General features: G+C 72.4%; 17 protein-coding genes. 15 read left to right on the forward strand and 2 right to left on the reverse strand.

All coding sequences use genetic code 11. The features are described from left to right. The first annotated feature begins 17 nt into the window (after window positions 1–17). The 3 genes from AC068B_RS30310 to AC068B_RS30320 are packed head-to-tail and all read left to right on the forward strand — an operon-like array spanning window position 18 to window position 3649. Entirely contained in the window at window positions 18–1334 is a 1317-nt protein-coding gene (locus AC068B_RS30310) for a haloacid dehalogenase-like hydrolase (protein WP_478674778.1), read from the forward strand. Between the two features lie 22 nt (window positions 1335–1356). Then, a complete protein-coding gene (locus tag AC068B_RS30315; protein ID WP_478674779.1) occupies window positions 1357–2667 on the forward strand; it encodes a haloacid dehalogenase-like hydrolase in 1311 nt (436 codons plus the stop codon). A gap of 28 nt (window positions 2668–2695) precedes the next feature. Next, the gene (locus AC068B_RS30320) at window positions 2696–3649 is read left to right on the forward strand and encodes a DUF2510 domain-containing protein (RefSeq protein ID WP_478674780.1); all 954 of its coding nucleotides are present in this window, start codon (window positions 2696–2698) and stop codon (window positions 3647–3649) included. A 26-nt stretch (window positions 3650–3675) separates the two neighbouring features. Here the strand turns inward: AC068B_RS30320 and AC068B_RS30325 are convergent, their stop codons facing one another. Beyond that, on the reverse strand, window positions 3676–4890 hold the full coding sequence (locus tag AC068B_RS30325; RefSeq protein ID WP_478674781.1) for an amino acid deaminase/aldolase: 1215 nt from the start codon (window positions 4888–4890) through the stop codon (window positions 3676–3678). Window positions 4891–5085: 195 nt separating this feature from the next. On the opposite strand from AC068B_RS30325, the gene AC068B_RS30330 reads away from it, so the two are divergent. The 3 genes from AC068B_RS30330 to AC068B_RS30340 all read left to right on the forward strand — a co-directional run bounded on the left by AC068B_RS30330 (window position 5086) and on the right by AC068B_RS30340 (window position 9676). Then, window positions 5086–7632, forward strand: a complete 2547-nt coding sequence (locus AC068B_RS30330) for a hypothetical protein (protein ID WP_478674782.1) — start codon at window positions 5086–5088, stop codon at window positions 7630–7632. 37 nt (window positions 7633–7669) lie between these two features. After that, window positions 7670–8851 (forward strand): type VII secretion-associated serine protease mycosin, encoded by a 1182-nt coding sequence (mycP, locus tag AC068B_RS30335; protein ID WP_478674951.1) that lies wholly within the window; start codon window positions 7670–7672, stop codon window positions 8849–8851. Window positions 8852–8932: 81 nt separating this feature from the next. After that, a complete protein-coding gene (locus AC068B_RS30340; RefSeq protein ID WP_478674783.1) occupies window positions 8933–9676 on the forward strand; it encodes an SseB family protein in 744 nt (247 codons plus the stop codon). 4 nt (window positions 9677–9680) lie between these two features. On the opposite strand, the gene AC068B_RS30345 is transcribed toward AC068B_RS30340, so the two are convergent. Beyond that, window positions 9681–10064, reverse strand: a complete 384-nt coding sequence (locus tag AC068B_RS30345) for a DUF1844 domain-containing protein (protein ID WP_356258406.1) — start codon at window positions 10062–10064, stop codon at window positions 9681–9683. A 392-nt stretch (window positions 10065–10456) separates the two neighbouring features. Here AC068B_RS30345 and infC point away from each other — a divergent pair, with 392 nt between their 5' ends. The 9 genes from infC (at window position 10457) to AC068B_RS30390 (ending at window position 20997) form a co-directional block, all read left to right on the forward strand. Next, on the forward strand, window positions 10457–11119 hold the full coding sequence (gene infC, locus AC068B_RS30350; protein ID WP_478674952.1) for a translation initiation factor IF-3: 663 nt from the start codon (window positions 10457–10459) through the stop codon (window positions 11117–11119). A gap of 105 nt (window positions 11120–11224) precedes the next feature. Beyond that, window positions 11225–11419 carry a 50S ribosomal protein L35 gene (gene rpmI, locus AC068B_RS30355; protein WP_003947156.1) on the forward strand — a complete coding sequence of 65 codons (195 nt, stop codon included), beginning with the start codon at window positions 11225–11227 and terminating at the stop codon, window positions 11417–11419. 94 nt (window positions 11420–11513) lie between these two features. Beyond that, window positions 11514–11897, forward strand: a complete 384-nt coding sequence (rplT, locus tag AC068B_RS30360; RefSeq protein ID WP_055564129.1) for a 50S ribosomal protein L20 — start codon at window positions 11514–11516, stop codon at window positions 11895–11897. 181 nt (window positions 11898–12078) lie between these two features. Next, window positions 12079–12924, forward strand: coding sequence for a TrmH family RNA methyltransferase (locus AC068B_RS30365; RefSeq protein ID WP_478674784.1), 846 nt, complete (start codon window positions 12079–12081; stop codon window positions 12922–12924). 136 nt (window positions 12925–13060) lie between these two features. Continuing rightward, on the forward strand, window positions 13061–14203 hold the full coding sequence (locus tag AC068B_RS30370; protein WP_478674785.1) for a sensor histidine kinase: 1143 nt from the start codon (window positions 13061–13063) through the stop codon (window positions 14201–14203). A 158-nt stretch (window positions 14204–14361) separates the two neighbouring features. Next, window positions 14362–15492 carry a phenylalanine--tRNA ligase subunit alpha gene (pheS, locus tag AC068B_RS30375; RefSeq protein ID WP_478674786.1) on the forward strand — a complete coding sequence of 377 codons (1131 nt, stop codon included), beginning with the start codon at window positions 14362–14364 and terminating at the stop codon, window positions 15490–15492. Beyond that, complete coding sequence (gene pheT, locus AC068B_RS30380) at window positions 15492–18020, forward strand: phenylalanine--tRNA ligase subunit beta (protein WP_478674787.1); 2529 nt, start codon at window positions 15492–15494, stop codon at window positions 18018–18020. Before pheS ends, pheT begins: the two co-directional genes overlap by 1 nt. A gap of 321 nt (window positions 18021–18341) precedes the next feature. After that, the gene (locus AC068B_RS30385; RefSeq protein ID WP_478674788.1) at window positions 18342–19385 is read left to right on the forward strand and encodes a PP2C family protein-serine/threonine phosphatase; all 1044 of its coding nucleotides are present in this window, start codon (window positions 18342–18344) and stop codon (window positions 19383–19385) included. Window positions 19386–19647: 262 nt separating this feature from the next. After that, window positions 19648–20997, forward strand: coding sequence for an NsdA family TPR-like regulatory protein (locus AC068B_RS30390; RefSeq protein WP_468568952.1), 1350 nt, complete (start codon window positions 19648–19650; stop codon window positions 20995–20997). The last annotated feature ends 89 nt before the right edge of the window (window positions 20998–21086 follow it).

The following is a 21086-nucleotide window of genomic DNA, read 5'->3' on the forward strand; positions in this document are numbered from 1 at the left end:
GACACGGGAGTGTGTTCGTGAACTTCAAGCGCCGCGCCACCGCGGCCACCGCTGTCCTCGTCGTCGCCGGAGCCGGTCTCGTCACCGTCCAGGCCACCGCGGAAGCCACCCAGCCCACCGCCCACGGGCGGCCCACGGCCTGCCCCGACCTCACTGTGTCGAAGGGCTGGTACGGCAAGAACAAGGCGCGGCTCCAGCGCATGATCGACACGTACGGCCACTGCGGGCCCCAGCGGCACAAGGGCGGCGCCAAGCCGGTCGCCACCTTCGACTGGGACAACACCGTCATCAAGAACGACATCGGCGACGCCACCATGTTCTGGCTGCTGCGCAACGGCAAGATCCGCACGCCCGAGCGCGGCGACTGGCGCACCACGAGCCGCTATCTGACCGCTCCCGCGGCCAAGGCCCTGGCGAGGGCCTGCCCGGGCCCCGGCGCCACCCTGCCCACCCGCCACGACACCGCCTGCGCCGACGAGATCCTCTCCGTCTACAGCGAGGGCACCACCACCGCGGGCAAGGCGGCCTTCGACGGCTTCGACCACCGCCGCATGGAGCCGCAGTACGCCTGGCTCGCCCAGCTCACCCGCGGCTGGTCCCCGCGCCAGGTCAAGCAGTTCGCGGCCGCGGCCCGCAAGGAGAACCTCGCGGCGCCCATCGGCACGGAACAGCGGGTCGGCACCAAGAAGGTCACCGGCTGGGTCCGCTACTACGACCAGCAGCGCGACCTGATCCGTACGCTCAAGAAGGCCGGATTCGACGTCTACGTCGTCTCCGCTTCGCCCGAGCCGATCGCCGAGGTGTGGGGGAAGGGCGTGGGCGTCGACGCCCGGCACACCATCGGCATCCGTAACGTCACCGCGCACGGGAAGCACACCGCGCACCTCAAGGGCTGCGGCACGGTCAGGGACGGCGACGACTCGATGATCACGTACATCGACGGCAAGCGCTGCTGGATCAACAAGGAGATCTTCGGCGTGCGCGGCGCAGCTGCCGAGAAGGTCCAACCGGCCGCCAGGCGCCAGGTGTTCGCGGCGGGCGACTCCGACACGGACATCTCCTTCCTGCGCGACGCCACCGGGCTCAGGCTCGTCCTGAACCGCAACAAGAACGAGCTGATGTGCCGCGCCTACGAGAACGGCGACGGTCGCTGGCTGGTGAACCCCATGTTCATCGAGCCCAAGGGCAAGCAGGCCGCCCCCTACCCCTGCGCCTCCACCGGCTACACGGAACGGGACGGGGCGAAGGGCCCGGTGCGCCGTACGGACGGCTCCGTGATCCCCGATCAGAGGGACACGGTGTACGGGGCGTCGACGGCATCGTCAGCCTCGTAGGACTGATGTACGGTCCACTCGCATGCGTAACAGAAACATTTTGGCGCTGACTCTGGCCGCGGCCGCCACCCTGGCGGCCGTGCCCGCAGCACTCCCCGCGGCCGCCGCCACGGCCGCGCACCCCATGAACTCCCGCGCCGCGGGCGGTGACTGCCCGCAGCTGTCGAAGAAGCTGGAGTGGTACGGCAACAACCGTGCCAAGCTCCAGCGGACCATCGACGAGCGCGGCACCTGCGCGAACCCGGACCTGGGCCGCGGCACGAGCAAGCGCCCGGTCGCCGCGTTCGACTGGGACAACACCATCACCAAGAACGACGTCACCGACGCGACCATCGCCTGGTCGCTGCGGCACGACAAGATCCTGCGCCCCAAGAGCTGGAAGTCCACCAGCAAGTGGATGACCGACGACGCGGACCGCGCGCTCACCAAGGCGTGCGGCACGAAGGTGCCCGTCGGCAAGCCGCTGCCCACCTCCAGGAACACCGCCTGCGCCGACGAGATCTTCGAGGTCCGCGAGGACGGCAAGACGATGAGCGGCGCCGCCGCCTTCGCGGGGGAGTGGGACCACCGCCACACCGTCCCGCAGTACGCCTGGGTGCCGCAGATCTTCGCCGGGCACACCGTCCCCGAGCTGGAGTCGTACGCCGCGAAGGCCCGCAAGGAGGCGCTCGCCGCCCCCGTCGGCGCCACCCAGACCGTCGGCACCCACGAGATCCCGGGCTACGTCCGCTACTACGACCAGCAGCGCGACCTGATCCGCACCCTCAAGAAGGCCGGGTTCGACGTCTACATCGTCTCGGCGGGCTCCGAGCCGGTCACCGAGGTCTGGTCCAAGAGCGTCGGGATCGACCGCAAGCACACCGTCGCCATCCGCTCGGTCCTGGACCGCAAGGGCCGCATCACCACCTGGAACCAGGGCTGCGGCGGGGTCCCCGTCAACAAGGGCGAGGCCATCCCGTACATCGACGGGAAGCGTTGCTGGATCAACCAGGAGATCTTCAAGATCAAGGGCAAGAAGGCCTGGGACAAACAGGACTTCAGGCACCGCATCGCCCTCGGCGGCGGTGACGCCGACACGGACGTGACGTTCGTCGGCGACGCCACGGGTGCGCACCTCGTCCTGAACCGCAACAAGAGCGAGTTCATGTGCCGGGCGTACGACAACGAGGACGGCCGCTGGGTCGTGAACCCCATGTTCATCGAGCCACTGCCGCAGAAGGGCGGCACGTACCCGTGCTCGACCGCCGCGTACAACGAGCACGACGGGAGTAAGGGTCCCGTCCTGCGCGCGGACGGCTCCGTCGTTCCCGACCAGCGGGACTCGGTGTACTGATCTTCGCGGCACGTCCTAGAGTGCCGGAATGAGCATGACGACCCCGCCCGGCTGGTACCCGGACCCGCACCAGCCCTCCGTCGAGCGCTGGTGGGACGGGTCCGCCTGGACCGAGCACCGGCGGACGCCCGAGCACACCCAAGTCGCCCCGGCGCACCAGGGGTTCGGGCCGCCGCAGGCCACGACGTCGGTCATGCCGGTGGCGGCCCCCGGCGGCGGCCGGGCGAAGGCCGTCGCGCTGGGCGTCGCCGGGGTCGTCCTCGTCGGCGCCATCGTGGCGGGCGTCGTCACCCTCGGCGGGGGTGACGACGACCCGCGGGGCGGGGGGCCCGTGCCGAGCACGCCAGCCGAGGCCGACCCGACACCGGCCGTGTCGGAGACGAAGTCGAAGTCCCCGGCCGCCGACCCCGACCCGGACACCCTCGTCGACGACCTCAACGGCATCACGCTCCCCGTGCCCAAGGGCTGGGAGAAGGACGACGACTCCTTCGGCGGCGGCGCGACCATCCAGACCCCGGACGTCATCGACTGCCCGGGCGACTCCGGGCTCTGCCGCGAGGGCACCGTCACGTCGAACACCGTGACGGGCACGGACGAGACGGACCCCAAGGCCCTCGCCCTGGGCGACATCGAGGACGCGGCGGACGACGCCTACGGCAAGGACAAGCTGGACAACGAGCCCTACGGCGGCATCACGAGCCACGAGAAGGTGAAGGAAGGCCAGGTGGCGGTCGCGGGCCGCAGCGGCTACTCCGTGCGCTGGCGCGTCCACACGGCCAAGGGCGACGGCGGATACGTCCAGTCGCTCGCTTTCGCGTCGAGCGTCGGCTCGGAGTCGATGGTCATCGTCCGCTTCGCCGTCGGCACGGGCGACGGCGCGCCGCCCGTCTCCGTCCTCGACGAGATCACCCAGGGGATCCGCTCGGTCGACGACAGCGCCACGGGCGGCGGCGTGGGCAACGACGTGGGCGCGACGCCCTAGGGACCTTCTGACGGATCTCCTAGGGGTCAGAGGAAGGTGTGGCCCTCGCCCCGGTACGTCGGGACGCTGCCCGTCACCCGGTCGCCCTCGACCAGGTGCAGGGTCTCGAACCGCTCGCACAGCTCCCCGGCCTTGGCGTGCCGGAACCACACCTTGTCGCCGATCAGCAGATCGTCCGCCGGGGGGCCGTGCAGCGGCGTCTGCACCTCGCCCGCGCCCTCCTGCGGGTCGTACCGCAGGCCCTCGGGGAGATACGGCTCCGGGGAGCGGTCCGTGCCCGCGACCCCCGACGCCGGATAGCCGCCGCCGAGCACCGTCACCGTCCCCACGCCTGGCCGCCGCACCACGGGCTGCGCGAACAGCGCGGCCGGACGCCCGCTGAACGACGTGTAGTTGTCGAAGAGCCGCGGCACGAAGAGCCCCGAACCCGCGGCGATCTCCGTGACCGCACGCTCGGCCGCGGTGTGCTGCACGCTGCCGGTGCCGCCGCCGTTCACGAACTCCAGGCCGGGCGCGACCGCCCGGACGGCGCCGATCGTCTGTGCGCGGCGCGCGGCGAGCTCCCTGCGGGCCGCGGTCTGCATCAGGCGGACCGCCCGCGACCGCGCCGGGTGCCCCTCGACCGCGTCGCCCACGCCCGCGACATGGCCCTCGTACGCCATGACGCCCACGAGCCGGAAGCCGGGACGCCGTTCGACGGCCCGGGCCAGCGCGGCGACCTGCACCGGCGAATGCAGCGGTGAACGGAGCGCTCCGATGCGCACGCGTCCGCCCAGTGGCTTGAAGGAGGTGTCCAACTCCAGGCAGACCCGCACCTCCTCGGTCCCGCCGTCCCTCGCGTCGTCGATCAGCCGGAGCTGGGCCGGGTCGTCGACCATCACGGTCACCGAGGCCGCGAGCTTCGGATCGGCGGTCAGCTCCGCGAACCCGGCGCGGTCCGCCGAGGGGTAGGCGAGCAGCACGTCGTCGAAGCCGGAGCGGGCCAGCCAGAGCGACTCCGAGAGCGTGAACGACATGATCCCGGCGAAGCCGTCGCGGGCCAGCACGCGTTCGAGCAGGGCACGGCAGCGCACGGACTTGCTCGCGACCCGGATCGGCTTTCCTGCGGCCCGGCGTACGAGGTCGTCGGCGTTGGCGTCGAAGGCGTCCAGGTCGACGATCGCGACGGGGGCGTCGAGGTGTGCGGTGGCCCGGTCGTAACGGGCCCGGTCGGCGGAACGGTCTGCGGCACGGGCAGTCATGGGCGAAGCCTGCCAGACACGATTACCCGAGGGTAGGGGGATGATCCGGGCAGATCGCCCGGGGGTGCGGACCGAGTTCCCGTACGCCCCGTGTCTGCCCGTAGAGTGACGCGCACGGAGCCTGGCCGAGCGGTGTGCACGGAGCCTCGCCCGCCGAGCGCTCCGGCCGGCCGAGCGCGAGGAAACGGGGGGAGCATGAGCACGGAGGCGCCTGGCAGCCCCGTCCCGCCGCGTCCCGTCCCGCCGCGTCCCGCCGCGCCGCCCCGTCCGTCGGCCCCGCCGTCCCCGTCGGCGTCCTCCGTCGACCCCTCCGACGAAGCGGCCGAGCCGCCGCCCGCGCCGTCCGCCCGCTTTCCCGACGTCCGGCCGCCCGTCGACCAGGACTGGGTGCTCGGCAGCCCCCGGCCCGCGCCCTCCCGCGGTGACGCGGAGCCCAGCAAGGCGGCCCGCATACACGACCTGTTGGCCCCCTTCGAGCAGGCCCGCGCGGAGCGCGAGGCCTCCGGCGCCACGGCCCCGCCCCCACCGCCTCCGGCCTCGGCCCGGCTGCCCGACACCCTGCCGACGGTCACGGCCGACGGCACGATCGCCCCGCCGACGGATGACGGCACGCTCTCTCCGCCGACGCCCACCGACACCCCGGCACCCGCCGCCGGTCCGGCCCAGCCGTCCCGCTCCCACAACGGCACGCCCCCTCCCGCCCCGCCGCGCCCCACCGTCCCCCCACAGCCGACGACACCACCCACCACGGGAACGCCGCGCACGCACACCGGCGACACCGCGAAGCCGGTGCCTCAGCAGAGCCACGTCCGGGACGAGTTGCCGCTGACCGGGGCCGAGGCAGGAGCCAGGTTCGGGACCGAGACCAGGCTGGGGTCCGGGGCCGTGACCGAACCCAGGACCGAGTCCGGGTTTGGGACGGGATCCAGGGACGGGAGCAGGACCGCGTTCGGGTCCGGGTCCGGGTCCGGGTCTGTGACCGAACACAGGGCGGAGATCAGGGCCGAGTCCGGGACCGAGCCCGGGTCCGGGACCGAGCCCGAGCCCGAGCCCGGGACCGAGCCCGAGCCCGGGTCCGGGACCGAGCCCGAGCCCGGGTCCGGGACCGAGCCCGGGTCCGGGACCGGGTCTGTGACCGAACCCAGGGCCGAGACCAAGACCGAGTTCGGGTCCGGGTCCGGGGCCGAAACCAGGTCCGGGACCGCGTCCGCGTCTGCGCTCGGGACCGAACCCAGGGACGAGACCGGGTCCGGATCCGGGACCACGTCCGCGTCCGGGTCCGGTGCCGGGACCGGGACCGGGTCCGTGACTGGCCCCAAGGCCGAGACCAGGACCGAGTTCGAGACCAGGACCGAGTTCGGGTCCGGGTCCGGTGCCGAAACCAGGTCCGCGTCCGCGTCCGTGACCGACCCTAAGGCCGAGACCAGGACCGAGTTCGAGACCAGGACCGCGTTCGGGACCGGGTCCGGTGCCGAAACCAGGTCCGCGTCCGCGTCCGTGACCGACCCCAAGGCCGAGACCAGGACCGAGTCCGGGACCGAACCCAAGCCCGCGGCCGTGATCGCGTCCCCGGGCCCGGTCGCCCCTGCCCGGCCCGCCCCCGCACGGCCCTCCGCGTCGCCCGCCCCCGCACCTCCCTCCGCGTCGACCGGGCCCGCCCGCCCCTCCCCGTCGCCCGCCCCCGCACCGTCCCGCACCACCCACGAACCGCCTGTGTCGCCGGAGGAGACGACCGCCCGGCTTCGCCCCATTCCCGACGAGTCGCCCGCGCGTACCGTCCTCGACGAGTCGCCCGTGCGCCCCGTCCTCGACGAATCGCCCGCACGCCCCGGCGCCGGTGAGGCCTCGGTCAGGGCTACCGCCGCGCGGCGGGCCGTTGGGGCCGTTGATCTGGCGCCGGGGCCCGGTGCCGGGCGGCCCTTCGTGTCGTTTGCGCGGCCTGCGATGTATGACGACAGCACCACCCGGCTGCGCCCCGTCGGCTCCTGGGCGCGGCCCCGCGCGGCTGCCGCAGCCGCCTGTGTCGTCCTCGGGCTCGGCCTCATCGGCGGGGCGGCGACCGGGAGTTGGCTGACCGGGGAGTCCGTGGCGGGTGGCACGAGCCGTAGCGCGTACACAGTGACCGGCGCGCTCTGGCACAGCGTCCCCGTCGACCGGCTCTTCCCGCCCGAGCTCGAGGGCGAGGGCGCGGGCCCCGGCGGCGCCGACCGCTCCTGGACCCGGATAGCCGTCGCCCCGGACAGCGGCTGCAAGGACGCCTTCGACCCGCTGCTGCGCAAGGCACTCGCACCGGTCGGCTGTCTGCGCCTGCTCCGCGCCACCTACGCGGACGCCACCCGCAGCCATGTCACCACCGTGGGCCTGCTGTTCACCAAGGCCGACGTGGACGCCATGCAGACGCTGCGGAACCGTTTCACGGAGGAGGGGCTCGACCGGCGCCCCGACCTCATGCCGCGGCCGTACGCCGCCAAGGACACCGCGGCCGAGGGCTTCGGCGACGCGCAGCGCGCGTCCTGGACCATGTCCGTGCTGCCGGACGCCCCGGTCGTCGCGTACTCCGTCTCCGGATTCGCCGACGGCCGCGCCGTCACGGACCCCGAGCCCGCCACCGAGGCCATGGGCAGCAACACCACGTCGGCGCCCGCCCAGTCCGGCCTCGGCCACGAGGCGAAGGGCATCGCCGACCGCATCGAGCGGGGCCTGCGCAAGACCATCGCGGCGGCCGCGGCGAAGTCGTCATGAGGGTGTCATGAGGGGGAGTGAGGGCGGCATGGGCGTCATGAGGATGCGGGTCCGGCGGCCGCTCGTCGCCGTCGTCGCCGCCACGCTCGCGCTGGCACCGGCCACCACCGCCCACGCCGACGACGGCATACGCGCCCAGCAGTGGGCCCTCGACGCCATGCACACCAACCAGGCCTGGCAGACCACCAAGGGCCGGGGCATCACCGTCGCCGTCCTGGACACCGGCATAGACGCCGAGCACCCGGACCTGGTGGGCAGCGTCCTCAAGGGCGAGGACATGGTCGGCTTCGGCGCGGGCCGTGGCGACCGCCCCTGGGCCAGGCACGGCACCGCCATGGCCGGGATCATCGCGGGCCACGGACACGGCGACGGCCGCGCCGACGGAGTGCTCGGCATCGCGCCGGAGGCGAAGATCCTGCCGGTCCGCGTGATCCTGGAGGACGGCGACCCCGCCCGCAAGAAGGCCCGCAGCACCCGTGGTAACGCCCTCGCCGAAGGCATCCGCTGGGCCGCCGACCACGGCGCGGACGTCATCAACCTCTCCCTCGGCGACGACTCCAAGTCCGCCCACCCCGAACCGGCCGAGGACGCCGCCGTGCAGTACGCCCTGAAGAAGGGCGTCGCCGTCGTCGCCTCCGCGGGCAACGGCGGCGAGCGCGGCGACCACGTCTCCTACCCGGCCGCCTACCCCGGAGTGATCGCCGCGACGGCCGTCGACGAGAACGGCAACCGCGCCTCCTTCTCCACCCGCCGCTGGTACGCGACCGTCGCCGCGCCCGGCGACGACATCGTCATCGCCGACCCCGACCACAAGTACTACGAGGGGTGGGGCACCAGCGCCGCCTCCGCCTTCGTGTCGGGCGCCGTCGCCCTGATCCGCGCCGCCCACCCCGGCCTCAAGCCCGCGCAGATCAAGCAGCTCCTTGAGGACACCACCCGCGACGCCCCGTCCGGCGGCCGCGACGACGCCCGCGGCTTCGGGCTGATCGACCCGGCGGCCGCGCTCGACCGCGCCGGGCGGCTCAAGCCGAAGGAGCAGCGCTCGGCGTCGTACGGCACGGCGTACTTCGGCCGCGGCCCGGACGAGCTGAACGGCGACGACGGCCCCGCGGGCTGGGTGGGCCCGGCCGCGGGCGGCCTCGGCATCGCCCTGCTCGCCCTGGCGGTCCACCTGTGGCGGACCAGGTCGGGGAGGCCGGGGACGCTCCGGCGCGACTGACCCCGCGGAGCGCCGGGGCCGGTCGGCGCCCCCCGTAGGCGACTGACAGGGGCACCACAGGCACTCTGTAGGGTCGACACCGTGGCGAACAAGGCGAACAAGAACATTCCCGACCCCGGCTTCTCCGACGACGACGGGACCGCCGACCCCCGGCTGGCCGCGGCGCTCGCCGCCTGGTCCGCGGACCGCACGGCCCACGGCCCCGTCCTGGCGGCCCTGGCCGGAGCCCGGCTCCTCGTCCCCGTCGTCGCCGTGCTCGGCGAGGTCGAGGAGGACGAGAACGGCCTGCGCCGCGAGAAGACCAGCGACATGGCGGTCCCCACCCTCAAGGCGGGCGACCGCAAGGCCTTGCCCGCCTTCACTTCCATCGAGGCCCTCGCCCTGTGGGACCCGGCCGCCCGCCCCGTCGCGGTCCCGCTGCCCCAGGCGCTGCAGGCCGCCGCCCACGAGCAGGCCGACACCATCGTCCTCGACCTCGCGGGCCCCGTCCCCTACGAGCTGGGCCGCTCCGCCCTGCTCGCCCTCGCCGAGGGCCGCGCCAGTGCCGACCCGCTCGCCGACCCGGCCGTCACCGACGCGGTCCGTGCCGCTGTCGCCGCCGAGTCCGCCGTGCTCCGCGCCCACCTCGGACCCGGCCGCGCGGACGGCACCCTGGCGCTGGTCCTCGACCCGGCCGCGGACCAGGCCGACGCCGCCCAGCGGGTGGCCCGGCGGATCGCCGCCGACGAAACACTGAGGGCCCGCCTGGTGCGCGGCCTCGACCTGGCACTCCTGCCGGTCGAGGCGACGCCGCCGGGCGAGCCCCTCTACGTACGTACGGTGTGAAGGCTCAGCCGAAGACCGGGCCCGTGTACTTCTCGCCGGGCGCCTGACCCGGCTCGTCGGGCACCACCGACGCCTCGCGGAAGGCCAGCTGCAGCGACTTCAGGCCGTCGCGCAGCGGAGCCGCGTGGAACGAGCTGACCTCCGTGGCGCTCGCGTCGAGCAGTCCGGCCAGCGAGTGGATCAGCTTGCGGGCCTCGTCCAGGTCCTTGTGGCCCTCGCCGCCCTCGGCGAGACCGAGGTTCACCGCGGCGGCGCTCATCAGGTGGACCGCCACCGTGGTGATCACCTCGACCGCGGGGACGTCCGCGATGTCACGGGTCAGGGTGTCGAAGTCGGGGGAGTCGGGTCCGGGGGCCGCGGACTCGGGGGTGGGGGTCGCGTCGCTCATGTCCCACACGATATGCCGAGCCCCGGACCACCCGAGCCGCGGGAGCCGTTGTGCACGGTGGTTCGCCCCACCCCCGGGGAGCTGCTAACCTTGTGTAACGACCGGCCGGATGCCCGCGTGTCAACGCAAGGATCCGGCCCACAAGTGGAGGCTCCGTTCTCCCACCTGACCGCTCCCCGGAGCGGCGGGTCACCGGTCAGGCGGCCGAAGTCCCCGAGGCTTCAGGTCGCCCGATGTGCGCCCCGCGATCACCGCGGAGGTGCTCCGGTAGTACATGGAGCCCCTTCTGTGATCGGTCGGGGCATTTTTTATGGCTCCGCACGGTTGGTCCAGTCAACAGACGTAACGCGGCTGTCCGCCAGACGGTCGCGTGGTGCTACCGAGGAGGATCCATCAGCGCCGAGCCCCGCATCAACGACCGGATTCGCGTTCCCGAGGTGCGACTTGTCGGTCCCAGCGGCGAGCAGGTCGGGATTGTTCCGCTTGCCAAGGCCCTGGAGCTTGCGCAGGAGTACGACCTAGACCTGGTCGAGGTCGCGGCGAACGCCCGTCCGCCCGTGTGCAAGCTCATGGACTACGGGAAGTTCAAGTACGAGTCGGCCATGAAGGCCCGTGAGGCGCGCAAGAACCAGGCGCACACGGTCATCAAGGAGATGAAGCTCCGGCCGAAGATCGACCCGCACGACTATGACACCAAGAAGGGTCACGTCGTCCGGTTCCTCAAGCAGGGCGACAAGGTCAAGATCACGATCATGTTCCGTGGTCGCGAGCAGTCCCGCCCCGAGCTGGGCTTCCGACTGCTGCAGCGCCTCGCTTCGGACGTCGAGGACCTTGGGTTCATCGAGTCGAACCCGAAGCAGGACGGCCGAAACATGATCATGGTTCTCGGTCCGCACAAGAAGAAGACCGAGGCGATGGCCGAGGCCCGTGAGGCCCAGGCGGCCCGCAAGGCGGACGCGAAGGCCAACCCGGGCCGTTCGCAGAACTCCGCCGAGGGTGAGGAGTTCGAAGAGGCTCCCGCCGAGGCCCCGGCCGAGGCTCCCGCCGAGGCCTGATCCCCAGGGCGCAGGCCCAGGGGACACCACTGACACACATGGCTCCCGGATGCCCGGTTTCACGACCGGGCATCGGAGCGCCACTGACGAGGAGAGAACGGCGCTATGCCGAAGAACAAGTCGCACAGCGGTGCCAGCAAGCGCTTCAAGATCACCGGCTCCGGCAAGGTGCTCCGTGAGCGCGCCGGCAAGCGCCACCTGCTCGAGCACAAGTCGTCCCGTCTGACGCGTCGCCTCACCGGCAACGCCGAGATGGCCCCGGGCGACGCCAAGAAGATCAAGAAGCTTCTCGGCAAGTGAGTCCGGGCGCCGATCGCGCCTGAACTCTGACCGGGACCCAATCGATACCGGGTCGTGTGAGTCCAACCACGGCCCCGCTACAAGGAGTTAACAAGTGGCACGCGTCAAGCGGGCAGTCAACGCCCACAAGAAGCGTCGGGCGATCCTCGAGGCGGCCAGCGGTTACCGCGGCCAGCGGTCGCGCCTGTACCGCAAGGCCAAGGAGCAGGTCACCCACTCCCTGGTCTACAACTACAACGACCGCAAGAAGCGCAAGGGCGACTTCCGTCAGCTGTGGATCCAGCGCATCAACGCCGCTGCCCGCGCCAACGGCATCACCTACAACCGCTTCATCCAGGGTCTGAAGGCTGCCAACATCGAGGTGGACCGCAAGATCCTCGCGGAGCTGGCCGTCAACGACGAGAACGCGTTCGCCGCGCTCGTCGAGGTTGCGCAGAAGGCGCTGCCGTCGGACGTCAACGCGCCCAAGGCTGCGTGACGCTGCGCTGAGCTGAGCGTGATGTTCGGACCCGTAGGCCGTCTGGCTTGCGGGTCCGATTCTGTTCGGCCGCTCGTCTGCCGATGTCTGTTCGCTGCCGTCCGCGGGTCTGCTGTGGCTGGTCGCGCAGTTCCCCGCGCCCCTGAAGGGGCGCCCCCGCCCCTGTTCCGAAGGTGAGTTCATGTCGCCCGCCCCTGAGTTGATCTCCCCCAAGTCGCCCCGCGTCAGTGCCGCGCGGCGGCTGGCCAAGCGGAACTTCCGGGGCAAGGAGCGGCTGTTCCTCGCCGAAGGACCGCAGGCCGTGCGGGAGGCCGCCGCGCACGGGCAGACGCTCGTCGAGGCGTTCGCCACCGTCGACGCCGCCGAGCGGTACGCCGACATCGTGGGGGAGGCGCGCGCCGCCGGGGCCCGGGTGCACCTCGCCGACGAGGACGTCATCGCCGACATCTCGACGACCGTCACGCCGCAGGGCCTCGTCGGCGTCTGCCGGTTCCTCGACGTGCCCTTCGAGGAGATCCTCGCGGCCGGGCCGCGGCTCGTCGCTGTCCTCGCGAACGTCCGCGACCCCGGGAACGCCGGGACCGTGCTGCGCTGCGCGGACGCCGCGGGCGCCGAGGCCGTGATCCTCACGGACGCCTCCGTGGACCTCTACAACCCCAAGTCGGTGCGCGCGTCGGTCGGTTCGCACTTCCATCTGCCGGTCGCCGTCGGCGTACCCGTCGAACAGGCCGTGCAAGGCCTCAAGGACGCGGGCGTCCGGATCCTCGCCGCCGACGGGGCCGGTGCGGACGACCTCGACGCGGAGCTCGACAAGGGCACCATGGGCACCCCGACCGCCTGGGTCTTCGGCAACGAGGCCTGGGGGCTGCCGGAGGAGACCCGCGCACTCGCCGACGCGGTGGTGCGCGTTCCGATCCACGGCAGAGCCGAAAGCCTCAACCTCGCGACGGCCGCCGCCGTGTGCCTCTATGCGTCCGCCCGTGCACAGCGAGCCGCCGGAGGGTGCCGCTCCGTCACATCGAGCTAGTAGTGTGACGGGCTCGGGGGGCCCTCTCCCAGGCTCTCGGCTTCTCCCCCACGTTCTCGGCTCCGCCCGGACAGGGGGACTCCCCCGAGCAGGGAGGCACCCCCCCACCGACAGTCCGAGAGGCGGGGTACGGGGAATGAGTGTCGGCACGAGCAGAGCACCGGGAGTACAGGACCTCGTCCGTGCTCGCACGGACCACGGCGGTCCCGGTGACCTCGGCAGCCTGGGACTCGACCCCGACGAGCTGCCCGACGGCCTCGTCGTCGCGGACGAGACGGGCCACGTCATCTGCTTCAACGCGGCGGCGGCCCGGATCACCGCGGTACCGGCGGCGGACGCCCTCGGCGCCCCCCTGGAGCACGCGCTCCCCTTAGAGGACCTCGAAGGCCGCCGCTGGTGGCAGCTGACCGATCCCTACGGCGGCCTCGCCATCCGCGTCGGCCAGCCCGAGCGCAACCTGCTCCTGCCCGGCGGCCGCGAGGTCCTCGTCACCGCCCGGTACGTGCGCACCACCCGCACCGGCCCCGTGCGCCGTGTCGTCGTCTCCCTGCGCGACACCGAGGCCCGCCGCCGCACCGAGCGCAGCCACGCCGAGCTGATCGCCACGGTCGCCCACGAGCTCCGCTCGCCGCTCACCTCCGTCAAGGGCTTCACCGCGACGCTGCTCGCCAAGTGGGAACGGTTCACCGACGACCAGAAGAAGCTGATGCTGGAGACCGTCGACGCCGACGCGAACCGCGTCACCCGGCTGATCGCCGAGCTCCTCGACATCTCCCGCATCGATTCCGGACGCCTGGAGCTGCGCCGCCAGCCCGTCGACATAGGCGCGGCCGTCGGGCGCCACGTCCAGGCGCATGTCGCCGCGGGCCAGGACGCGGACCGCTTCCTCGTCCGGGTCCAGCAGCCGCTGCCCGACTGCTGGGCGGACCCGGACAAGATCGACCAGGTGCTCAGCAACCTGCTGGAAAATGCCGTGCGGCACGGCGAGGGAACCGTCACCATCGAGGTGGCGCCCTCCTCGTCACCGCGCGAGCGGGGCGGCGCCGAGACGGCCGTCACCGTGAGCGACGAAGGTCCCGGCATTCCGGAGGAATCGATGGGCCGGGTCTTCACCCGCTTCTGGCGGGGCAGCAAGCGCGGCGGGACGGGACTGGGGTTGTACATCGTGAAGGGCATCGTGGAAGCGCACGGCGGGATGATCACCGTCGGCCGCGCACTCGGCGGTGGCGCCCAGTTCCGATTTACGTTGCCCGTGGGGGCCCCGGCGTATCTCCAGTGACCCTGTCGAGGACGCCCTGAGCAGCCCGCGGGCTCATTCGTTCACCGCACCCCCGTTAGACTCGGTAGTTGGCACTTTGTGTCCCCATACCTGGGACTGCTTGTCTCCGAGTTGTTGACGGGGACCCATCCGCCAGCCAATCGGAAGCACGGGAAGAGATGTCGGCACCGAACAAGTCGTACGACCCTGTTGAGGTCGAGGCACTGAAACCTGAAGAGATCGAGCGGATGCGGGACGAGGCGCTCGCCGCCTTCGCCGCCGCGAACTCCCTCGACGCGCTCCAGGAGGCCAAGGTCGCGCACACCGGCGGCACCTCGCCGCTGGCGCTTGCCAACCGCGAGATCGGCGCGCTGCCCCCGCAGGCCAAGGCCGAGGCGGGCAAGCGCGTCGGCATGGCGCGCGGCGCCGTGAGCAAGGCCCTGGCCGCCCGCCAGACCGAGCTCGAGGCGGAGCGCGACGCCCGCGTCCTGGTCGAGGAGGCAGTGGACGTCACGCTGCCCTACGACCGGATGCCCGCAGGCGCCCGGCACCCGCTGACCACGATGATGGAGCGCGTCGCCGACGTCTTCGTCTCGATGGGGTACGAGGTCGCGGAGGGCCCCGAGGTCGAGGCGGAGTGGTTCAACTTCGACGCCCTGAACTTCACGCCCGACCACCCGGCCCGGCAGATGCAGGACACCTTCTTCGTCGAGGGCCCCCAGGGGACCGACGGCGACGAGTCCGGTGTCGTGCTGCGGACGCACACCTCGCCCGTGCAGGCGCGCGCGCTCCTCGAGCGCCGCGAGCCGCCGGTCTACATCGTCTGCCCCGGCCGGGTGTACCGCACGGACGAGCTCGACGCCACGCACACCCCGGTCTTCCACCAGATCGAGCTGCTCGCCGTCGACGAGGGCCTCACCATGGCCGACCTCAAGGGCACCCTGGACCACATGGTCCAGTCGCTCTTCGGCCCGGACATGAAGACCCGGCTGCGGCCGAACTACTTCCCGTTCACCGAGCCGTCCGCCGAGATGGACATGGTCTGCTACGTGTGCCGTGGCGAGTCCGTCGGCAACCCCGACCGCGCCTGCCGCACCTGTGGCAGCGAGGGCTGGATCGAGCTCGGCGGCTGCGGCATGGTCAACCCCAAGGTGCTCACCGCCTGCGGCGTCGACCCCAAGAAGTACAGCGGATTCGCCTTCGGGTTCGGCATCGAGCGGATGCTGATGTTCCGCCATAACGTCGAAGACATGCGAGACATGGTCGAGGGTGACATCCGGTTCACCCGGCCGTTCGGGATGGAGATCTGATGCGGGTCCCGCTTTCCTGGCTGCGGGAGTACGTCGATCTCCCCGCCACCGAGACCGGCCGTGACGTGCAGACCACGCTGATCGAGGTCGGCCTCGAGGTCGAGACCGTCGAGCAGCTCGGCGCCGGGCTCAAGGGCCCGCTCGTCGTGGGCAAGGTCCTCACCATCGAGGAGCTGGAGGGCTTCAAGAAGCCCATCCGCTTCTGCACGGTCGACGTCGGCACCGCCAACGGCACCGGCGAGCCGCAGGAGATCGTCTGCGGCGCCCGGAACTTCGCCGTCGGCGACAAGGTCGTCGTGGTCCTGCCCGGCGCCGTCCTGCCCGGCGACTTCGCCATCGCCGCCCGCAAGACGTACGGCAAGACGTCCCACGGCATGATCTGCTCCGGCGACGAGCTGGGCATGGGCGACGACGGCACCGGCGGCATCATCGTCCTGCCCCCGGAGCACGAGGCCGGTACCGACGCCATCGAGCTCCTGGAGCTCGTCGACGAGGTCCTGGACATCGCCGTCACGCCCGACCGCGGCTATGCGCTCTCGATGCGCGGCGTCGCCCGCGAGACCGCCATCGCGTACGGCCTGCCGCTGCGCGACCCGGCGCTCCTCGACGTGCCCGCGCCGAACTCCTTCGGCTACCCGGTCAAGGTCGGCGACCCGCTCGGCTGCGACCGCTTCACCGCGCGCACCGTCACGGGCCTGCAGCCCGAGGCCCGCTCCCCGATCTGGCTGCGGCGCCGTCTGCAGAAGGTCGGCATGCGCCCGATCTCGCTCGCCGTCGACATCACCAACTACGTGATGATGGAGCTCGGCCAGCCCCTGCACGCGTACGACCGCTCCCGCATCCAGGGCACGATCGGCGTGCGCCGGGCCGAGCAGGGCGAGAAGTTCACCACCCTCGACGGGACCAAGCGCGTCCTGGACGCCGAGGACCTGGTCATCACCGACGACCGCGGCCCGATCGGCCTCGCGGGCGTCATGGGCGGCGCGAACACCGAGATCGCCGACTCCGAGACCGACCCGGAGACCGGACGGGTCAGCGGCACCACCGAGGTGGTCGTCGAGGCCGCGCACTTCGACGCGATCTCCATCGCCCGCACCGCGCGCCGCCACCGCCTCGCCTCCGAGGCGTCCAAGCGCTTCGAGCGCGGTGTCGACCCGCTGGCCGCGGCCGCCGCCGCACAGCGCACCGTCGACCTGCTCGTGCTCCTCGCGGGCGGCAGCGCCGAGGCCGGTGTCACCGAGGTCATCGCGCCGACCGGGCCGCGCACGATCACCATGCCCGCCGACCACCCGGACAAGGTCGCCGGTGTGGCCTACGGCCGCGAGACCGTCGTGCGCCGCCTCCAGGAGGTCGGCTGCGACGTCTACGGCCAGGACGACCTGACCGTCACCGTGCCGTCGTGGCGTCCCGACCTCGCCGAGCCGAACGACCTCGCCGAAGAGGTCATCCGCCTCGAGGGGTACGAGAACCTGCCCTCGACCCTGCCGAAGCCCCCCGCGGGCCGGGGCCTGACCGAGCGGCAGCGACTGCACCGCCGCGTCGGCCGCGCGCTGGCCGGGGCGGGCTACGTCGAGTCGCTGAGCTACCCCTTCATCGGGGAAGGCGTCTTCGACCAGCTGGGCCTCGACGCGGACGACACCAACCGCCGCGTGGTCAAGCTCGTCAACCCGCTCTCCGACGAGGAGCCCGCGCTCCGCACGACGCTGCTGCCTGGCCTGCTCTCCGCGCTGCGCCGCAACGACGGACGCGGCTCGCACGACCTGGCGCTCTTCGAGACGGGCCTGGTCTTCCACCCCCGCGAGGAGCTCAAGATCGCCGGGCGCCTGCCCGTCGACCGGCGTCCCACGGACGAGGAGATCGCCTCCCTCACGGCGGCGCTGCCCGTCCAGCCCCGGCATGCCGCCGTCGTCCTCGCGGGCGCCCGCGAGCAGGCCGGCTGGTGGGGCAAGGGCCGCCCGGCCGACTGGGCGGACGCCGTCGAGTCGGCGCGGACCATCGCCCACGAGGCCGGTGTCGAGCTCATCGTCGACCAGGGGCAGTACGGCCCGTGGCACCCCGGCCGCTGCGCCGAGCTGAAGGTCGTCGTGGACGGCGAGATCGTCTCCGTCGGACACGCCGGTGAGCTGCACCCGCGCGTCGTCAAGGCTCTCGGCGTGCCCGCGCGCACCTGCGCGATGGAGCTCGACCTGGACCTTCTGGAGCAGGCCGGGGAGGGAGCTCTGCGGGCGCCGCGGATCTCCACTTTCCCGGTGGCCACGCAGGACGTCGCGCTGGTCGTCGACAAGGAGGTGCCGGCCGCCGTGGTCGAGTACTTCCTGACCGGCGGGGCGGGTGAACTCCTGGAGTCCATCCGGCTGTTCGACGTCTTCGAGGGCGAGCAGATCGGCGAGGGCAAGAAGTCCCTGGCGTACGCGCTGCGCTTCCGCGCGGCCGACCGCACGCTGACCGTCGACGAGGCCTCCGCGGCCCGTGACGCGGCCGTCGCGCTGGCGGCCGAGCGGACGGGTGCGGTGCTGCGCGGAGCGTAGTGACTGCCCGTAGGCGATAACAGGCGCACAAGGGGCGCAAAGAGGGGCTTATCCGGACCGCCGGATAAGCCCCTCACTCGTTTGAGTGACATCAAACGGCACTCTGGCCCGATCGGCCCACATGGTCGACACAATCATTCCGGCCGTAGGGGTCGGCCTGCGCGCTGTACCGGGCCTAGGGGGGCCGTCGGCATGATTCGTCTCAAGGCTGGGGCTCCCTGCCGGGCGACGCTCCGGGCACGGATGCGGGCGACGGTGCGCGGGCGGTGTTCCCGCATCCGCCGCGGAAGATCAGGCACGGCCGCCCGGCCGCTCGCCTGCATGGAGCGCCCCGGCTTCCGGCGCCTGCTCTCCTTGGGTCTGCCGACGGTGTGGGGCGCTGTCGCCATCACGTACAAACTGGCCTGCCCGCTCGCCCAGGACGAGAACATGGGGGCGCGGATCGTCAGCAGCGCCGTCTTCTTCGCCGTCGGGACCGGGCTGATACTGCATGTCCGGCGGGCACTGCTGCGGGAGTTGCGGCAGCTGCGCGAGGTCGCGGGAGCCGCGCAGAACGTACTCCTGCGGCCCCTGCCGTCCCGCGTCGAAGGGCTCGCTCTCGCCGCCGGTCGGCTCTCCGCGTCACGGGGCGCCTCCGTCGGGGGCGATCTGTACGAGGTGGTGGCCACCGACCACGGAGTCCGCGTCGTCATGGGGGACGTCAGGGGCCACGGCCTCGCCGCCATCGGGACCGTCGCCGCCGTGCTCGGCAGCTTCCGCGAGGCCGCGCACGACGAGCCGGAACTGCCCCTGGTCCTGCGCCGTCTGGAGCGGGCCCTCGGGCGGCACCTGCGCGAGCTCTCACGGGCCGAGCACCCGGCGAGCGGCGGCGCCGCGCCGGAGACCCCGCTGTCCGAGGAGTTCGTCACCGTCCTGCTCCTGGAGATCGACAGGGACGGCGGCATCTCCGCGCTCAACTGCGGCCACCCCTGGCCCCACTTGCTCAGCGGCACCGCGCAGCTCCTGACGGACGGTGAGCCGCTGCCGCCGCTCGGCTCCTTCCCGCTCCCCGCCGACCTGCCGGTGCTCGACTGCGGACCGCTGCTCCCGGGCGAGGCGCTCGTCCTGCACACGGACGGGGTGGAGGACGCACGCGACGCCACCGGGACGTTCTTCCCGCTGCGGGCCGTGCTGGCCGATGCGGCCCGCGTCCCGCCGGTCTCCCCGCAGGGCCTCATCCGCGCGGTCTACGCCGAACTGCTGCGCCACGCGGGTCGGTTGCCGTCCGACGACGCGGCGCTGCTCGTGCTGCGCAACGACCGGTGCCGGGTCCCCCTGCAGCAGCCCGAGCCGGAGTGGCACGCCCCCACCATGACCGGCGGGTGACGGAATGCGGCATGCGCCGTCCGCCCCGCCATGGAGTTGTCGGGCAGACGGCGGGACGGACGGCGCCGATGGGGGCCGCCGCACTGTATGAGGGGGGAGCCGGCGGCCCGGTCGGCCTCCTTACCTGATGAGGCACCCCAGTCAAGCGAGCCCACACCCCATGCGGCAGAGCGCACACCCCCCGGATTCGAGCACTCCGTTCACACCCCGTGTGAAGGGGCCTCCACTACTCTGAACAGCACCGAGCCACCGGAGGGCATCCATGCAGCCCAACACCCTGCTCGACGCGATCCTCGACGAAGCAGGCATCTCTCACGCGGGACTCGCCGCACATGTGAACCAGGCGGGCAGGTCCAGAGGTCTCGCTCTGCGGTACGAACACACCGCCGTGTCCCGCTGGTTGAAGGGCCAGCGGCCGCGCGGCCAGGTGCCCGACCTGATCTGTGAAGTGCTCGCAGCCCGGCTGCACCGGCCCGTCACTTTGGACGACATCGGCCTCGGGCTGCCCGGTGTGCCCGCCGCCCGGGTCGGCACGGCCGCGTCCACCCTCTCCGGCTTCGTGGAACGGGCCACCGCGCTGTGGCGCTCGGACGAACAGCAGCGACCGCACCTGCTCGGCGCCCCCGCCGTCACCGGAACACCTGCCGTGATGCCGGTCTGGGAGTGGGAGAACCCGCCCGAGGACGTCGATGTGTCCCGCGGCGGGCGGCACCCGGTGAGCACGGCCGACATCGAGATGATGCGCGCCGCCCGCGCCCACTACGAGCAGATGTACCGCAAGACCGGTGGCATCGCGACCCGCACCCGCATCGTCGGCTTCCTCAACGCCGAGGCCGCGCCCCTGCTGCGCGGCAGCTACACCGACGAGATGGGCCGCCAACTGCACCGGTCCACGGGCGGGTTGGTCGCCATCGCCGGGATCTGCGCCTACGACTCGGACGCGCACGGTCTCGCCCAGCGCTACTTCCACCAGGCGCTGCGCCTCGCCAAGGCCAGCGGCGACACCGGGCTCGGCGCCTATGTGATCGCGCTGCTCGTCAACCAGTCGCTGTTCATGCGCGAGTACCGCCAGGCCGTGGCGTTCGCGGAGGCCGCGCTGCGGGCCGCCGGGCGCGACCTCACCCCGGCGCTCGCCTCCGACCTGTACGCGATGCAGGCCAAGGCGTACGCACACCTGGGCGACGGCAGGAGCGCGCTGTCGTGCATCCGGCGTGCGGAGGCCGCGGCCGATCGGATCCTGCGCGGCCGCGAGCCGGACGAGACGGGCTATGTCCAGCCCGGCCTCGTCAACGTGCAAGTGGCGGAGGCACTGCTCAGTCTAGGTGATCTCGTCAGCGCCCGCGAGCATGCCGCGGCGGCCGTGGACACTCCGGCGCACGACCGCGGGCGGGTGCACCGCCTGGCCATGCTCAGCCAGATCGAACTCCGCCAGGGCAACACCGACGAGGCGGTGGTCACGGCGGTGCAAATGGCGGAACAGGCACGGGGGATGGAGTCCCAGAGACTCCGTGACCGGCTGCGCGCGGTGCGCGAGCATCTGGTCCGCAGCGACTGCGCGGGCACGGCCGAGGCGGCCGAACTCATCGACGGAGCGCTGCGCGTGCCGCTGTGACGCGCCCCGGGCGCCGCCGGTGCAGCGTCCTGCGTACACACCGTTCCGGGCTGCACACACGCTGCTCCGAAGTTTCCTCTGCTGCGATA

The sequence above is a fragment of the Streptomyces sp. NPDC042371 genome (genome assembly GCF_056437465.1).

Bases quoted from the DNA above. Each gene is read 5' to 3' on its own strand.
- AC068B_RS30315 (WP_478674779.1), top strand. From the start codon at position 1,357: ATGCGTAACAGAAACATTTTGGCGCTGACTCTGGCCGCGGCCGCCACC.
- AC068B_RS30320 (WP_478674780.1), top strand. From the start codon at position 2,696: ATGAGCATGACGACCCCGCCCGGCTGGTACCCGGACCCGCACCAGCCC.
- AC068B_RS30325 (WP_478674781.1), bottom strand. From the start codon at position 4,890: ATGACTGCCCGTGCCGCAGACCGTTCCGCCGACCGGGCCCGTTACGAC.
- AC068B_RS30330 (WP_478674782.1), top strand. From the start codon at position 5,086: ATGAGCACGGAGGCGCCTGGCAGCCCCGTCCCGCCGCGTCCCGTCCCG.
- mycP (WP_478674951.1), top strand. From the start codon at position 7,670: ATGAGGATGCGGGTCCGGCGGCCGCTCGTCGCCGTCGTCGCCGCCACG.
- AC068B_RS30345 (WP_356258406.1), bottom strand. From the start codon at position 10,064: ATGAGCGACGCGACCCCCACCCCCGAGTCCGCGGCCCCCGGACCCGAC.
- rpmI (WP_003947156.1), top strand. From the start codon at position 11,225: ATGCCGAAGAACAAGTCGCACAGCGGTGCCAGCAAGCGCTTCAAGATC.
- AC068B_RS30365 (WP_478674784.1), top strand. From the start codon at position 12,079: ATGTCGCCCGCCCCTGAGTTGATCTCCCCCAAGTCGCCCCGCGTCAGT.
- AC068B_RS30370 (WP_478674785.1), top strand. From the start codon at position 13,061: ATGAGTGTCGGCACGAGCAGAGCACCGGGAGTACAGGACCTCGTCCGT.
- pheS (WP_478674786.1), top strand. From the start codon at position 14,362: ATGTCGGCACCGAACAAGTCGTACGACCCTGTTGAGGTCGAGGCACTG.
- pheT (WP_478674787.1), top strand. From the start codon at position 15,492: ATGCGGGTCCCGCTTTCCTGGCTGCGGGAGTACGTCGATCTCCCCGCC.
- AC068B_RS30385 (WP_478674788.1), top strand. From the start codon at position 18,342: ATGGAGCGCCCCGGCTTCCGGCGCCTGCTCTCCTTGGGTCTGCCGACG.
- AC068B_RS30390 (WP_468568952.1), top strand. From the start codon at position 19,648: ATGCAGCCCAACACCCTGCTCGACGCGATCCTCGACGAAGCAGGCATC.